This window comes from Bacillus sp. AK124, assembly GCF_053903085.1.
This window is the reverse complement of the sequence record NZ_CP096378.1, coordinates 2,336,636-2,351,072: the sequence shown is the minus strand read 5'-3', so window position 1 is coordinate 2,351,072 and position 14,437 is coordinate 2,336,636. Positions and strand designations below refer to the sequence as shown.

Here is a 14,437-nt window from a genome sequence, read left to right as displayed (position 1 = left end):
TTATAGATGGATCACTTAGTATTTGAAGTTGGTACGGCACTTGTTATAGTTGCGATTGGGGCTGTTGTTGCAAATAGACTAAAGTTTTCAATCATCCCCTTTCTAATTATTCTTGGGATGATTGTAGGCCCGCATGCTCCGACGATTGGGATCATCGATTTAACATTTATCGAAAGTAATGAGATTATTCAATTTCTAGGCCGAATAGGTGTGCTTTTTTTACTTTTCTATTTAGGGCTTGAATTTTCCGTTGGCAAACTGGTCAAATCAGGTCAAAACATCGTAGTAGGCGGCAGTATCTATGTAGCCATTAACTTTATTTTAGGTCTCCTGTATGGATTAATCGCAGGCATGCCTTGGATGGAAACACTCATTATTGCTGGACTGCTTAGTGTATCTTCCAGTGCGATTGTAGCCAAAGTTCTTGTCGATTTAAAAAGAACAGCGAATCCAGAAACAGAGCTCATCCTGGGGATTATTTTATTTGACGATATCTTTCTGGCTTTATTTTTAACAACTGTATCAGGAGTTTTGCTTGCAGGGTCTACATCCTTTCTCGGTATCTTCACCTCTGTACTTATTTCTGTTGCTTATATGTTACTGTTCTTTATTATCGCTCGAAAAGGAGCTTCGTTATTAAATAAATGGTTAAACATAAAATCAGATGAAATTTTTATCATTGTGATATTCTCGATCTTATTTTTTGTTGCGGGATTTTCAGAAACGCTTCACGTGGCAGAAGCGATTGGTGCCTTATTGTTAGGTTTAGTTTTTTCTGAGACCGAGCATCGGGATCGCATTGAACATCTTGTCGTTCCATTCAGGGATTTCTTTGGCGCAATTTTCTTTTTCAGCTTTGGATTAAGTATTGATCCATCAACATTAGCAGATGCCATTTGGCTGGCATTAGGGGCAGCTTTACTTACGATAATAAGCAATTTTGTGGCTGGAATGATTTCTGGACGGAAAGCGGGGCTATCCCATAAGGCCTCTAGTAATATCGGATTAACCATCATGGCTCGGGGAGAGTTTTCTATCATTGTAGCAAATTTAGGGGTCGCTGCAGGATTAAATCCTATTTTAACTCCTTTTACCGCGCTTTATGTTCTCATTCTGGCAATTTCAGGACCATTTATGGCAAAAGAAAGTAAGAATGTTTATAAACATTTAAACAAAATTTTCAAGTGGAGCAAACCTCCGGAAAAGAGCAAAATGAAAACACCCATTTAATCTATATGCCTATCTTCCGTAGCGGCATCAGCTATTTCTCTTAAACTTACACGATCAACATAAAATTTCAATTCGTCGCTTTTCTTCAATAAAAATCAATTTCTTTCTTCTTTAAAAAAGCTACGTTGCTTTGCACTATTGGTGTGAGAGCTGCAGCGGATGACTTCACTGTATACATTTACTTTTTTGTTTTATAGAAGCTTAGGCTGATACATTCGGCAACTGGGGCCTCGAGCGATCCTGCTTCATCCTATTTCAAAGTAGAGCCGCAATTGATTGTGAAATCATTCTCATTAATGTTTTGCGGCATCCTGCTTGCCATAATGGGGGACGTAAAGCAATAAAATGAATGAACTGCAGTCGCCATTGGTTACTAAAAAGGCGGATACAAATAGAAGTGTTAGACATCATCCTTCCGCTATGCAGTAAATTAAGCTATTAGTTTGGCATTTTAGAACGGCGTCTGTCATTAAACTACTGATTGAAATGTAAGGGAGTAAATTATGTTTTTAATAGGTTTTGCTTTGGCGAACTTTATCAAGCAGCCGATATTAAGTTTTGGAACGGTTTTTCTTTTCATCTATGGACTTAGATTTTCTTCCAAAGGTATTAATGCTGAAAAACATGATTACTATATCAACCTATACAGACTTATATTTTGCTTTATAATACCTTTCCTTAACTTTTTTATGTATTGGTCAACAATAGGTGGAAATGCGGGATTCGGGTTTACGTTTAGTCCGCTTACCATACTGCAAAAGCTGTCTTTCTTGTCACAGATTATCTTGATATTCTTACCCGAGATTTGCAAATTTTTATCTCGTAAAAACTTAATTCAAATTGATGAAAAGAAGCAAAAATTAGCATCAGCTTTTTATCCAATTGCTTTAATCCTAACAATTTGTATGGCGTATAATTAAGGGGCTTAAACAGCGGCGTTGCTCTAACAAAAAATATTGAAGTTGCGAGAGGCAAGCGATAAGAATATAAAAGCAGTTTGTGAAAGTTAAAGGAGCTCCTCTTTTGGCCAAACGTCTCGTCCATAAAAGCGCTATTACTAAAATCTTCAGGAGGGCAAAAAGTGTTTTTTGCAAAGATCATCGATCGTTTAGCTTTATATGATTTGCACAGAAAAAGAAGTAAAGATCAACATTTTTCCGCTTTTTCATTGAATTTGATTGACAGGGGGGAATTCTATCAAGCAAAAGCGGCTGATGTCGCCATTATGCTTCATGAATCAAGAAAAAACTATTTGGCTGGACATTTCAGCTATGAATCTTTAATTCCATCCGGGGACCCTGTCAATGATGCTTTAAAAGGCGAGGTTTTTTTAAATAAAAATGATATAAATCAGCCTAATGTTATTTTTGTGCATGGCTGGCGAATGGATTCATACGACAGAATAAAAAAGATATTTCATGATCGTATCATGAACGATTTAGGCTGGAACATGTACTACTATCCTCTTCCGTATCATTTTGAAAGAGAGCCGGAACATTCACTTTACAGCGGAGAATTGATGATAAGCGCGAATTTGAATCGTACGGTTGATTCGGCGAGACAAGCTATCGTCGATTTACGGGCTCTCATTCACTGGATAAAAGCAAATAAAAACGGCCCTGTTATTATAGTGGGCGTCAGTTTAGGCGGGTGGATGACAAATTTACTGGCTGCCCTTGAGACTGAAATCGACATCGTGGTATCGATATTTTATGCCAATCGTCTTTCTTATGCGATATGGAATACCATCCCGGGTAAATTCATAAGAGAAGAATTGGAACAGCACGGTGTGACATATGAAGATTTACAAACATATTGGGAAATTACAGATCCCAGCCAGGCTGTGCCGAAAGTTAATAAAGATAATATTTTGCTGATTTCCGCGGCACATGATCAATATGTTCATATACAGGATGCTGATGATTTGTGGGAAAGCTGGGGGAAGCCCGAAAGACGTCTCTACAATTGCGGCCATGCCGGAATTGTTCTTTGCCGCAAAAAGCTGGCATTAGATACGATTTCTTTCATCCGAAAAAAATTAAAGCAGATTCATAAGTAATTTCAATATTAATAAGCGGGCAATTTCCAGAATGCTAAATCATTATATAGGAGGCTTTTTATGTACTTTGTTTCCGGATTTGTTTCAGTTTTGTTTGGTCTCGTCATGCTATTTATCTTACGGTTGTTATCTGTTGCTTTTCCTCATGATATAACTGATGCAGCTGGCAATGATGAAGCTTCAGCTTATTTTCAATCATCTGTATTATTTTATCCGGTGCTGCTTATTTTAGGCGTAGTCTTGATTATCGTTCATTTGCGAACAAATGATAAGGAGAAGGATTAGTTCAAAGGGGAGTGAAAAATGGCTAATCCGTAATATTGGGCCAAGGTGAGCGGAGTGGTGAGACAGTTTGTTTCGATCTAAACATACTATCTCAAAAGTTTATAAGTTCACATCTGATGAATCAGATATCCCAATGAAAATGAGAAAAGCCCCTTCCATAGCAATGAGAGTAGAGGGAGAACTTGAAATCAAAATAAATGAATTACATATTTCAAAAAAATATCGCCTTATTGGAATTTTATGTTTCTCTAAATGAGTGGATTAAAAAGATCAAGAAAAAAACAAAGTTATGGAGTATAGATATCACACCACGGAGTATGAAAAGGGCGAACCCATTATTTCATTGATACCATTTGATTATAAGGCTCGACTAACGACCATTTGGGAAACTCAACAATCATATAATGTATTCGACCTTGATTACATCACCGGAAAAATGGAAATTTTACACGAAAAACTTGGACGTGATATTGAACATCATTATAGGATTTCATTGAAAAGCATTGTTGGTAAGATCCCATTAAGAAAATATTGATTTATCCTAAAGGCTAAAAACAGGGGCCGAGTTTAAAAACACCTTATCTGCGATGTGAAAATAAAATGCATATTCTAAAAGAAGCGGGTATATCAATGGCTATGAACGACGAATCACAATACCATTGATATGGAAGCATCCAAAAAAGGAGAACAAAAACGATGAACTTTTGGCACGAGCGCTTTCAAGATGAGAACTATGTGTATGGAACGGAACCGAATGCGTTTTTGGCAGATTCGCAGAAAAAACTTCAATTGTCGGGTGATGCTTTAGCCATTGCAGAAGGCGAGGGGCGCAATGCGGTTTTTTTAGCAGAACAAGGGATGAACGTCACGTCATGGGATTATGCCGAGTCAGGGTTGGAGAAAACGAAAAAGCTTGCTGAAACCCGTCATGTATCGGTGAAGACGGAGCTTGTTGACTTAAATGAAGCGTCTTGGAATCAAGGGCATTGGGACGAGATTGTATGTATTTTTGGACATTTTCCAGAAGAGCTGCGCCGAAAAACACTTCTTGGAGTAAAAGAAGCCGTGAAGCCCGGGGGATTTTTCGTGACGGAAGTGTATTCGACGCACCAAATTCCTTACAAAAGCGGCGGGCCGCAGGATCCGGAGCTTTTATATACACCGGAAGAATTTTTACAAACCTTTTCAGATTGGCGTATTGTCCACTTTTTTATGGGGGAAGTCGTTCGTCATGAAGGGGCTTGGCACAACGGCCTGTCTCATGTCATTCAATTTATTGGTCAAAAGCGCTGAATACTCCGGGGAAATATGATTTTAAAAAGGTGCCGTTTATGGCGCCTTTTTTGCGTAACTTTTTTCACCGTCATCACTACTATTGTGATGAAAGCGGGGGAAATGATGAAAAACAAAAATGGACTCAAACGGCTGCTGATGATCAGCAGCGCATTTCTGCTTTTAATTGGCGGGGGATATGTCAGTGCAATGATCTTCGGAAAGAAAGTGGTGTATGAAGGAGAGGGGGAAAGCGGTCTGTGGCATGCTTCGATTGAGAAATCAGATAAAACGTCAATCGGGCCTAATTATTTTTTGAATTTGTATTGGGATGGCGCGAAAGAAGATGCGAAAAGAACGATTGTGAAAACAATCACCTTATACATAGACGGCAAAAAGTATGATGATAGAGGAGAATACGATCTTTCTGAGTATACCGGAGAGGAAATGGATGACGGAGGCCATATGGAAGATCATATCGCGACTTTTGATTTTATGCCTGAAGAGGATGTCATCGGGCATGCGTTATCAGTCAAAGTGGAGTGGAAAACCGGAGATGAAGAGAACGCAGAAATAATGAAATTAACCAAGATTCCGTGGTATAAATGAAACGACAATCACTGAATAAGGAAGTGATTTAAAATGAATGAAATTGAGATCAGAAGGCCGCAAATTGACGACGTTGAAGAGCTGAATCAGTTTTTCAGAATCGTGGTCGAGGATACTTTTGCTAAAGAGGGGATATCCGATCTGCTTGATGATCAAGAAAGTGAAATTGAAAGTAAGAGGCAATACTTGAAAGCAGACTTAGACAGCAAAGGGAAGAGCCGGCACTTTTTTATCGCTTCAGATCAACGTCTGAATAAAATCATCGGTACAATCGAATATGGCCCTGCAAGCGAATTGATCGATATTTGTACGGATGGGGCTTTAAAGGATTTATATGAGGTAGGGACGGTATTTGTCCACCCGGATTATCAAAGACGCGGAATCGGGTCTTTGCTGTTCAACGTTATGTTATTGACCTTTCTGAATCGGGGAGTGAAGGAATTTTGTTTGGACAGCGGTTATCCCGGTGCACAGAAAATATGGAAGAAGAAATTCGGCGAGCCTGACTATATGCTGAAGGATTATTGGGGGAAAGGATATGATCATATGATTTGGAGGAGACGGACGAAGGATATGCCGATTGATACAAGAACATCAATAACGTAATCATCCTTTATATTCCATATACGTTTTAACGATAAAAAGAACTTTTCTTGAATTTATTTTTAAATAAATTGTTAAAGTTAAAAAAGTCCTATAAACTATAATGGAATCTTAATTTTAGGATGTGGGAGATATGTTCGACGAAAGAGAAGCGTTGCGTTTGAGACTTGAACAGCTAGGTGATGCGGAGATTCAGGTGATGCGGGAATTGCGAAAAGAACGACAGGACATTTATTCGAAGCTGCGTGAATTGGACCGGGAGAGTGATCCCGCAATTAATAAAAAATCTTCATTGATCGACTTGGCAAGCGCTGCAGCAGAGGAATTAAAACAATCCCAAATTGCCGCTGACAAACATCCGCCCATCAAGACTCCATCTCATACTATTTTCCAATCAAAAACAACCATACAGCGCGAGGCTGCCTTAAACATTTTAAGCCGCTATGAAGAGGGCTTGAAAGGCATTAAGCTCAAAACTGAAATCGAGAAAGAAACCGGCTTTCCGATTAAAAACATGACGACATTTATGAAGAGCTTAATGAAACATCGCCCAGATATTAAAAAGCCTGCCCGCGGCCATTATATTTTGCATAAAGAAAAAGACCTTTGAGGTTTTCGTCATTATTCCAGATTCATATTGTCATAAATCAGAGCGGAATCTTTAAAAATTGAAACCAAACAACACCTATATCGTATATTTAGCTAAAACTAATGCAAGGGTGTTCTACATGTTGGATAAAAAGAAATACTTCATGATTATGGTACCGGCTTTAATTTTAGCGTTTTTATTTCAATTTTTTGTTCCCTCAGAACAAAGGTACTTGGGGATTGTGTTTATTTTAGCAGGCGGGGTGATTTATTATCTTTGGGTGCATATAGAAAAGGACAAACAGAAAGATTGAGCGCATCCTTTGATTTGCGAATCCACTAAAAAAACGTCTATATAGACGTTTTTTTGTTATTGATATCCATTGTTAGCCAACCTGCTGGGCGGCAACCGACTGAGCCGGTAAACAAATGCTCAAGCAGCCGTTTCTCCCAGATTTTATCGATCTTTTAACTTTAAGGCGTAAGCTTTGAACTGTTAAGAGCTTTGATACTTAAGCTGTAAACGCTGAACGTTGAGCTTTGAGCTTTTATCTCAATGTTGGCACAGCGTCTCTTTGGCTGTGCAGATGAAATAAAAGGAGGGAGTCACCTTTCCCTCGGAAGGTGTTTAGTTTTATCGGTTTTCGGTTGGCTAACAATCGGCCGTTAATCGATTTTGATTTTGGTGAGTGTATTGCTCTCGGACAATGCAAAGTCAACTTCCATTTCAAAGTCCTCGATCTTTTTTGACAAGGAATCGATCTTCTCTTTTAGGTTCAGCGGATCGATGATTTTTGCTTCATTTTCAGCGAGGAAAGATTTGACGATTTCCTGGTTTTCAGCCGCTTTTACTTTGCCGTCTTTTCCGAAAAGAGTCTCCAGATGTTTGTCTAGTCTTTCTGTTACTTTTTGATTGACGCTCTCGGCCTCGTCGACTAAATCAGCGTACACTTCTTTCAGCTTATCCAAAAGCTGAATGTCGTAGCTGATGGAGGTTTTTCTTTCGATGGCTTCAGCCACAGTCATCTTGACTCCGGCCACTTCGATTTTGGTCGTCGCGTTGGATACAACAATGGCAGACTTAATGGCATTTCGCCTTTTGATTAAGGCTTCAATTGATTGATAATCGGCTTTCGCCCTAGTTTCCAAGTCTTCGGCTGTCCGAAATCCGTTCGGCAGTTTCTTTCCGATCATCAAACCTCCGAATGTGCTCTCATTTACGGCCCGCTTGATTCTTTTATCCAACATTTTGAGTTCGCTTAGTGCTCTGGTGATCGTAAGTTCCATTCTATAGCCCCTTCGTCGTTTATATATTTAAAAAAGCTCTTTATTTACTCATTAGAGTAATGATTATATCATATTGATTTTCCAAGTGTTATATTTTTTGTGCATATTTTCATATAGCATAATAGTCCAAAAAGATTCATAGAAAGCTGTAGGAGGTCTAATCGATTATTCGATTTCATGATCACTATGCATTGCATTTCTCTTTAAAATGAACAGGGAGATCAACAAAAAAACTTTTAGCAAAAGAAAAGCTTTGCTGAGAACTTTTCCTAATTCCTATTGTTTGTCTTTGCTCCGTTTCACTGCAAAACATATTGCGAGGACGGCTGCGATAAGAGAGGCAGCTCCGCATGCCAGCTTGATCAGCGGTTTCAACAATATCAACTCCATCTGTTTTCGGTATATGTGTAAAGTATAAAAGGGATTCATATCCAAAGACAGCTTATGCTTAGGATTTTAAAGAAATTTTAAGGAAATAAGTCCTGCGCCGCCCGGTTGACAATGAAAAGCCGCTCCACTAAAATGAATGATAGTCATTCATTTTTAGGGAGGTCTGCAACATGCCAAAGCAAACGTCCGGGAAATATGAAAAGATTTTGCAGGCGGCCATTGAAGTCATTTCTGAAAAGGGGCTGGATAAGGCGTCGATTTCAGATATCGTGAAAAAAGCAGGTACTGCGCAGGGCACTTTTTATCTTTATTTCTCATCCAAAAATGCATTGATTCCCGCGATCGCGGAAAATCTTCTGACACATTCTTTGGACCATATTAAGAGCAAGGTCGACGGAACCATGTCTTTCTGGACCGCCTTGGACATCATGATCGATGAGACGTTCAACATGACGGAACTTCATCAGGATATTATCGTTCTTTGCTACTCAGGTCTTGCCTTTGACCATTCGATGGAAAAATGGGAGGCGATCTATCAGCCTTATTATTCCTGGCTTGAAGGACTTATTGAAAAAGCAGTTGAGAAAAACGAGGTCATTCCGGACATCAATGTGCGCTGGACGGCCAGAACGATTATCAACTTTGTCGAAAACACAGCGGAACGTTATTACATCGGGGCGGAAAAAGACGAAGAGCTCAGTGTGTTCAAAAAAGAAATATTTACTTTTCTGAAGAGAAGCATAGGAACCAAGTGAAAAATGACCGGCTGCAGCTGTTCATTTTTTATCGGCCTAAAAATGACTGACGTTCATTCACAACAGGAAGGGTGTTATCATTGAGTTGGCTCCTCGTCATTATTGCGGGTTTTTTGGAAGTGGTTTGGGCCTCAGGTCTTAAACATGCGGATTCCTTCGCCGATTGGCTGATGATCTTTGTACTGATCGCGGCAAGTTTTCTCATGCTGATACGATCTTACAGGAACATTCCGATGGCGTCGGCTTATACCGTATTTGTCGGAATCGGAACGGCCGGCACATATGTGACGGGTGTTTTTATGGGCGAACCCTTTTCAGGAGGGCAAATATTTTTTTTGATCGTGCTGTTGGGAGGCATTATTGGCATGAAAATGTTTACAAAAGAGAACAATACCCAGTCAGGGGGTGATTGATCATGCCGTGGTTATTTTTGGTGATTTCTGGAATCGAAGAGGTCATTGCCGCCATCGCTATGAAATATGTAGACGGCACAAGAAAAAAATGGCCGATTATTGTCATGGTATTGGGGTTTGCTTTGTCTTTTTTCTGCCTTTCGAAAGCCATGCAGGCACTTTCAGCCGGTGTTGCCTATGCCGTTTGGACCGGGATCGGCAGCATCGGCATTACGGCAGTCAGCTTATTTTGGTTTAAGGAGCGGATTCGCGCTCCGCAGCTCATCTCACTTGGCTTTATTATAATCGGGGTGATCGGCCTGCGCCTTACATCATCTTAAATTTTAATTTATATTGGAGGTTGCTGATATGTTCAATCAGCTTAAATTGCGTCCGCTCGAAAGAGAAGACCTTCCGTTTGTCCACCGTCTTAACAACGATGCGAAGATTATGTCGTATTGGTTTGAAGAACCGTATGAGACTTTTGTTGAGCTGCAGGATTTGTTTGACAAACACATTCATGACCAAAGCGAACGGCGCTTTATCATAGAGAAAGAGACTGAGATGATCGGATTGGTTGAGCTGGTCGAAATTGATTATATTCACAGACGGGCGGAGTTTCAAATCATCATTGATCCAGAGCATCAAGGGAACGGGTATTCGTCAAGCGCAACGTATTTGGCGATGAACTACGCGTTTTCAGTTTTGAATTTGCACAAATTGTATTTGATCGTCGACGAAGATAATGCAAAAGCGATTCACTTGTATAAAAAAGCAGGGTTCACAATCGAGAGCGAGCTGCAGGATGAGTTTTTCGTTGACGGCTATTATCGTAACGCTATTAGAATGTGCATTTTTCAGGATGAATTTTTATCACTTAAAAAAAGCAAAAAGGAAGGCATGCAAGGATAAACAAAAGAGATGGCGCCGCCATCTCCCGCATGTTTTTTAATTTTTCACACCTAATCGATCTTTGGCTTTGTCGGGAATATCGTCTTTTTCAACCTCTTCCCACGATTTCACGCCTTTATTTTCAGAATAGAAAAGCCGTAAAAACGCGCCTGTACGAAGGTTTTTATCAGCTGTGAATTCCATTGTTTTTTCTTGACCGTCCTCATCAAAACCGGCCAGTTCATATTTGAAGACGGAGTATTCCTCGCCGTCGTCAAACTTCGACGTGTCTTCCTTCCCGTTTCCGGTAATGTGAACATAATATTCGTCTGTTCCCACACGGTTTAAGTTACATCCGCTTAATAATGCGGTAAATATGATCATCAGGCTGATCCATACGATATGCTTTTTCACAATTTCACCTCATTTATCATTTTAAGATTCATTGTCTGATAAAAAAATCGAATAACGTGACATGAACATTACACTTTTGTAAGGGATCGTTCGGCACACTCATCTTGAAACGGGAGATTAAATTTCAATATCCTTTTTATTCAATAAAGTTTATAATATGGAAAAAGGGAGGGGCGCCAATGAAAAAAATTTTATTTTTGATGTTGTTTTCAATCATGATGGCCTGCAGTTTTCATATTCAGCCTGCTGATGCCGCGGTTACAAAAGATGAGAAAAAGACGACCATGACAATGACTGAAGATCAAGTGGGATTTTTTATGGCGGACAGCACCAATGTAAATTACTACCCGACATGGCTGTATTATAAGTTTACGATTTTTAATGCAGAAGGCTGTACACTCAACATCAAGCTGCAGAGAATCACGTTAACAGGACATGCGATCACTTTAAGCGAGAAAGAATTTACTGGAAATCATCTTCATTTAAGTGCTGCAGATAAAGTGAGCGGGACGCCGCACCGCAATCATTTCCTGGATATCACAAAAGTGTCAGGCTGCGGAGAAGTTGGAATTACAGGCTTTTACGGCTTTGAGCATGAAATGCCGGACTACTCATCATAAAGAAAGCCCAGCAGAGGAGAGTCCTTTTTTCATATCAGGGCTAACATATCGGGAAAAAAAATGAAAAAACAAACGCTGCTTTTATTGAGAGGCGCCATCCTCTTGCTCCTATGTTGTGCGGCTGGTTATGCTCTTTATCAGCATATTGCCGGAGGCCGGAATGAACAGGCAGGCATTACATTTTAAATTATCGACTTTAGAGGGCGGTGACATCGAACTGAAAAAATTACGGGGAAAGGCGGTGGTTGTCAACTTTTGGGGGACTTTTTGTACACCGTGCAAAGAGGAGATGCCGGTCATGCAAAAAGCTTATGACCGTTTTAAAGGAGACGGTTTTGAAATCATCGCTGTCAATGTGCGTGAATCGAAAGGTGCGGTAAAGAGCTTTGTCGACCGCCATGGCTTAACTTTTCCGGTCGCTTTGGATCAATCGGCTGAAGGTTACCGTTCTTGGGAGATTTATTATTTGCCTACAAGTATATTCATTAATCGGGAAGGAAGACCAGAGCGGATGTATGTCGGAGGAATGTCTGAGCGGCAAGTTGATATGTGGATTGAAGATCTTCTTAGCGGTTCATAGAAACTCATTTAAAAGGGATAGACAAACACCTATTGTTCTTATCGTTCATAAGGTAGCTCATGAGAGGAGCGATCTTATGTTTTTTCATATTAAAGAACTGCAGTATCATGCAAAGCCTGAAAAACCCGATCCATTATTTGCGAAAAAGCTGCAGGAAATACTGGGAGGACAGTTCGGGGAAATATCAGTAGCTCTGCAATATCTTTTTCAAGGCTGGAGTGTCAGAGGAAACGGCAAGTACAAAGATCTGCTGATGGATACAGGAGCTGAAGAGCTCGCCCATATCGAGATGCTGGCGACGATGATTGCAAGGCTTTTGGACGGTGCGCCGGTCGGCGATCTTGAAAAAGCGGCAAAAGATCCGGTGCTCGGCGCCATTCTCGGAGGGATGAATCCGCAGCATGCCATCGTATCAGGATTAGGGGCGATGCCGGCCGACAGCGTGGGAAACCGCTGGACTGCCGATTATATTATTGCAAGCGGAAATTTGCTTGCTGACTTTCGGGCAAATTTAAACGCGGAATCACAGGGACGCCTGCAGGCTGTCCGGCTTTATGAAGAGACGACGGACCGCGGTGTCAAAGATATGCTGTCCTGGCTGATTGCAAGGGATACGATGCATCAAAACCAGTGGCTTGCAGCCATTAAAGAACTGGAAGCGAAAGAAAATGTCGTCGTCCCAAGCACGTTTCCGCGCCATCTGGAAAAAAGGGAAGTCTCTCATGTATTATTTAATTTTTCAAGAGGCAACGAGAGCGCTGCAGGCAGATGGGCGAAGGGACCGAGCATGGATGGGGAAGGCGTTTTTCAGTATGTTGAACATCCTCAGCCCCTTGCGAAAAAACCGGTGTTAAAACCTGCGCCTGCATATATTCATGATACGCCGCCATCGGTTATTCAACATCCCCGGGATGATATACTGCCTCCGAATCTTTATTGATCAGCTTCTATTTGCATGATCATATTTCGGGCTTGCAGCGAATAGCCATAGTGAAGAATGGTATTTAAAGGGAGGCGCAAGCTTGAAAACTTATAAGGAGACGGCCGTTTTTGAACATAAATTTTGGCTTCAGGTTTTGGGTGATCATGCGCGTTTTATTTTGGATTCTTTGGCTGAAAGGGAAAAAGAAGATATTCAAAAGGCGAAGCAGTTCAAGCAGACGTTTGATGTTTTGCTGAAAAAAGTGAATGCTTCGCCTGATTTGTATTCATTAACGCTTGAAGCTGAAGAATATGCCCTTCAATTCAGGAAATTTAAACTCTCCATCATTAAAAGGCACCTGACAGGCGATATTAAAATTCACCTTCCCCCGACTTTTATCAACCATATGGTAAATGAACTGGAGGAGTACTTGCTTGTGCTAAAATACTTAAAAAAACGGGAAGTGCCGCCTGTTTTCCACGAGTTGCACCACCATATGCTGTGGCTGATGGATGCCGCCGGACATGCTGGAGCAATTGCCGATGACCTGGATGCGGTGGAAAAACGGTTGAAAGAGAAGAGCAGGGAGTTTGTCAAACACTTTGAACAGTTCTATATTAAATCCGTTGAATTGACGGGGTATCTCAGAGCGAATGTTGAATCTTTTCCCGCTCTCAGAAGGATGAATAAAGACGTGAAGCTTGAGATTGAGCTGTTTCGTACCTTTTTGAAAGAAGTGGAGGAGCTGGAGCTTACAGATCAGATGCTCGGTACGTTCTCCGCGCTGATGGCAGACCACATGATGAGGGAAGAATGCTATTATTTAATGAAAATCGCCGAATCGACAAATACGCAAAAACCTGCGTGCGACCCTGCGAAACCGAGGCTGCTTGAAAAGTAATGCCGACGGTTTTGCTATTTTTTTTGATGAAGCCGCGAATCGATCTTGGCACCTGCGGTTTGCACAGCCTTTTTCATGCGATTATAATTCAGAATATATAGATAATCTAAAAACTGTTTGGAGGGCCTTTCTTGCATATCAGAAAATTAACAGCTTCAGATGCAGAAAACTATCTGAAGCTTTGTGAAACGATCGATGAAGAATCTGAATTCATGCTGTTTGAACCGGGTGAACGAAAGCTTCAGGCACAACGTCAAATCAAACAGATCCAATCCGGCGTGTGTGAAGTTTTTGTTTGTGCGGCTGATGACGGAAGCTTAGTCGGATATGTTGCAGCAGTCAGAGGACAGGTTCAGAGAACACGCCACCGTGCCCATATCATCATTGGCATACGCCAAACATATATTGGACAAGGTATTGGAGTAAAGCTGTTTCAGGCATTGGAAAAATGGGCCTGTGAAGAAAAGCTTCACAGACTTGAGCTGACTGTCATGACCCATCATACAGCCGCCGTGCGTTTATACAAAAAAATGGGTTTTATCATTGAAGGCACTAAAAAGCACGCTTTGAAAGTAAAAGGACAATATGTTGATGAATATGTCATGTCCAAATTAATCAACGAATAGCAAATGGAGGTTT

General features: G+C 40.7%; 21 protein-coding genes. 19 read left to right on the top strand and 2 right to left on the bottom strand.

Annotated elements, in window-relative coordinates; translation table 11 throughout:
* Nucleotides 1–6 precede the first annotated feature (6 nt).
* The 10 genes from M1E06_RS11730 (at nt 7) to M1E06_RS11685 (ending at nt 6,960) form a co-directional block, all read left to right on the top strand.
* Complete coding sequence (locus M1E06_RS11730) at nt 7–1,230, top strand: cation:proton antiporter (protein ID WP_020451561.1); 1,224 nt, start codon at nt 7–9, stop codon at nt 1,228–1,230.
* A 503-nt stretch (nt 1,231–1,733) separates the two neighbouring features.
* Nucleotides 1,734–2,150, top strand: a complete 417-nt coding sequence (locus M1E06_RS11725; protein ID WP_020451562.1) for a hypothetical protein — start codon at nt 1,734–1,736, stop codon at nt 2,148–2,150.
* A gap of 161 nt (nt 2,151–2,311) precedes the next feature.
* Nucleotides 2,312–3,289, top strand: a complete 978-nt coding sequence (locus M1E06_RS11720) for an alpha/beta hydrolase family protein (protein ID WP_020451563.1) — start codon at nt 2,312–2,314, stop codon at nt 3,287–3,289.
* 60 nt (nt 3,290–3,349) lie between these two features.
* Nucleotides 3,350–3,574: a hypothetical protein gene (locus tag M1E06_RS11715; RefSeq protein WP_020451564.1), complete on the top strand. Its 225-nt coding sequence runs from the start codon at nt 3,350–3,352 to the stop codon at nt 3,572–3,574.
* A 289-nt stretch (nt 3,575–3,863) separates the two neighbouring features.
* The gene (locus M1E06_RS11710) at nt 3,864–4,109 is read left to right on the top strand and encodes a DUF7878 domain-containing protein (RefSeq protein ID WP_436231765.1); all 246 of its coding nucleotides are present in this window, start codon (nt 3,864–3,866) and stop codon (nt 4,107–4,109) included.
* Between the two features lie 161 nt (nt 4,110–4,270).
* On the top strand, nt 4,271–4,867 hold the full coding sequence (locus M1E06_RS11705; protein ID WP_020451565.1) for an SAM-dependent methyltransferase: 597 nt from the start codon (nt 4,271–4,273) through the stop codon (nt 4,865–4,867).
* Nucleotides 4,868–4,972: 105 nt separating this feature from the next.
* Nucleotides 4,973–5,455: a DUF4944 domain-containing protein gene (locus M1E06_RS11700; protein WP_020451566.1), complete on the top strand. Its 483-nt coding sequence runs from the start codon at nt 4,973–4,975 to the stop codon at nt 5,453–5,455.
* 33 nt (nt 5,456–5,488) lie between these two features.
* The gene (locus M1E06_RS11695) at nt 5,489–6,061 is read left to right on the top strand and encodes a GNAT family N-acetyltransferase (protein ID WP_020451567.1); all 573 of its coding nucleotides are present in this window, start codon (nt 5,489–5,491) and stop codon (nt 6,059–6,061) included.
* A 130-nt stretch (nt 6,062–6,191) separates the two neighbouring features.
* On the top strand, nt 6,192–6,668 hold the full coding sequence (locus M1E06_RS11690) for a Rok-like winged helix domain-containing protein (protein WP_020451568.1): 477 nt from the start codon (nt 6,192–6,194) through the stop codon (nt 6,666–6,668).
* 118 nt (nt 6,669–6,786) lie between these two features.
* Complete coding sequence (locus tag M1E06_RS11685; protein ID WP_020451569.1) at nt 6,787–6,960, top strand: hypothetical protein; 174 nt, start codon at nt 6,787–6,789, stop codon at nt 6,958–6,960.
* Nucleotides 6,961–7,312: 352 nt separating this feature from the next.
* On the opposite strand, the gene M1E06_RS11680 is transcribed toward M1E06_RS11685, so the two are convergent.
* Nucleotides 7,313–7,933, bottom strand: a complete 621-nt coding sequence (locus tag M1E06_RS11680) for a hypothetical protein (RefSeq protein WP_020451570.1) — start codon at nt 7,931–7,933, stop codon at nt 7,313–7,315.
* A 560-nt stretch (nt 7,934–8,493) separates the two neighbouring features.
* On the opposite strand from M1E06_RS11680, the gene M1E06_RS11675 reads away from it, so the two are divergent.
* From M1E06_RS11675 to speG, 4 genes are all read left to right on the top strand, one after another.
* Nucleotides 8,494–9,078 (top strand): TetR family transcriptional regulator, encoded by a 585-nt coding sequence (locus M1E06_RS11675; RefSeq protein WP_020451571.1) that lies wholly within the window; start codon nt 8,494–8,496, stop codon nt 9,076–9,078.
* Between the two features lie 80 nt (nt 9,079–9,158).
* Nucleotides 9,159–9,491, top strand: a complete 333-nt coding sequence (locus M1E06_RS11670) for a DMT family transporter (RefSeq protein WP_020451572.1) — start codon at nt 9,159–9,161, stop codon at nt 9,489–9,491.
* Between the two features lie 2 nt (nt 9,492–9,493).
* On the top strand, nt 9,494–9,811 hold the full coding sequence (locus tag M1E06_RS11665) for a DMT family transporter (protein ID WP_020451573.1): 318 nt from the start codon (nt 9,494–9,496) through the stop codon (nt 9,809–9,811).
* 28 nt (nt 9,812–9,839) lie between these two features.
* Nucleotides 9,840–10,382 (top strand): spermidine N1-acetyltransferase, encoded by a 543-nt coding sequence (gene speG, locus M1E06_RS11660; protein ID WP_020451574.1) that lies wholly within the window; start codon nt 9,840–9,842, stop codon nt 10,380–10,382.
* Between the two features lie 36 nt (nt 10,383–10,418).
* Here speG and M1E06_RS11655 read toward each other — a convergent pair whose 3' ends face one another.
* Nucleotides 10,419–10,745: a YxeA family protein gene (locus tag M1E06_RS11655; RefSeq protein WP_217626321.1), complete on the bottom strand. Its 327-nt coding sequence runs from the start codon at nt 10,743–10,745 to the stop codon at nt 10,419–10,421.
* A gap of 209 nt (nt 10,746–10,954) precedes the next feature.
* Here M1E06_RS11655 and M1E06_RS11650 point away from each other — a divergent pair, with 209 nt between their 5' ends.
* The 5 genes from M1E06_RS11650 (at nt 10,955) to M1E06_RS11630 (ending at nt 14,424) form a co-directional block, all read left to right on the top strand.
* Nucleotides 10,955–11,395 carry a hypothetical protein gene (locus tag M1E06_RS11650; protein ID WP_048350287.1) on the top strand — a complete coding sequence of 147 codons (441 nt, stop codon included), beginning with the start codon at nt 10,955–10,957 and terminating at the stop codon, nt 11,393–11,395.
* 127 nt (nt 11,396–11,522) lie between these two features.
* Nucleotides 11,523–11,975 (top strand): redoxin domain-containing protein, encoded by a 453-nt coding sequence (locus M1E06_RS11645; RefSeq protein ID WP_315897817.1) that lies wholly within the window; start codon nt 11,523–11,525, stop codon nt 11,973–11,975.
* Nucleotides 11,976–12,051: 76 nt separating this feature from the next.
* Nucleotides 12,052–12,915 (top strand): manganese catalase family protein, encoded by an 864-nt coding sequence (locus tag M1E06_RS11640; protein WP_020451578.1) that lies wholly within the window; start codon nt 12,052–12,054, stop codon nt 12,913–12,915.
* Nucleotides 12,916–12,997: 82 nt separating this feature from the next.
* Nucleotides 12,998–13,798, top strand: a complete 801-nt coding sequence (locus M1E06_RS11635; protein ID WP_020451579.1) for a DUF2935 domain-containing protein — start codon at nt 12,998–13,000, stop codon at nt 13,796–13,798.
* 131 nt (nt 13,799–13,929) lie between these two features.
* The gene (locus M1E06_RS11630; RefSeq protein ID WP_020451580.1) at nt 13,930–14,424 is read left to right on the top strand and encodes a GNAT family N-acetyltransferase; all 495 of its coding nucleotides are present in this window, start codon (nt 13,930–13,932) and stop codon (nt 14,422–14,424) included.
* The last annotated feature ends 13 nt before the right edge of the window (nt 14,425–14,437 follow it).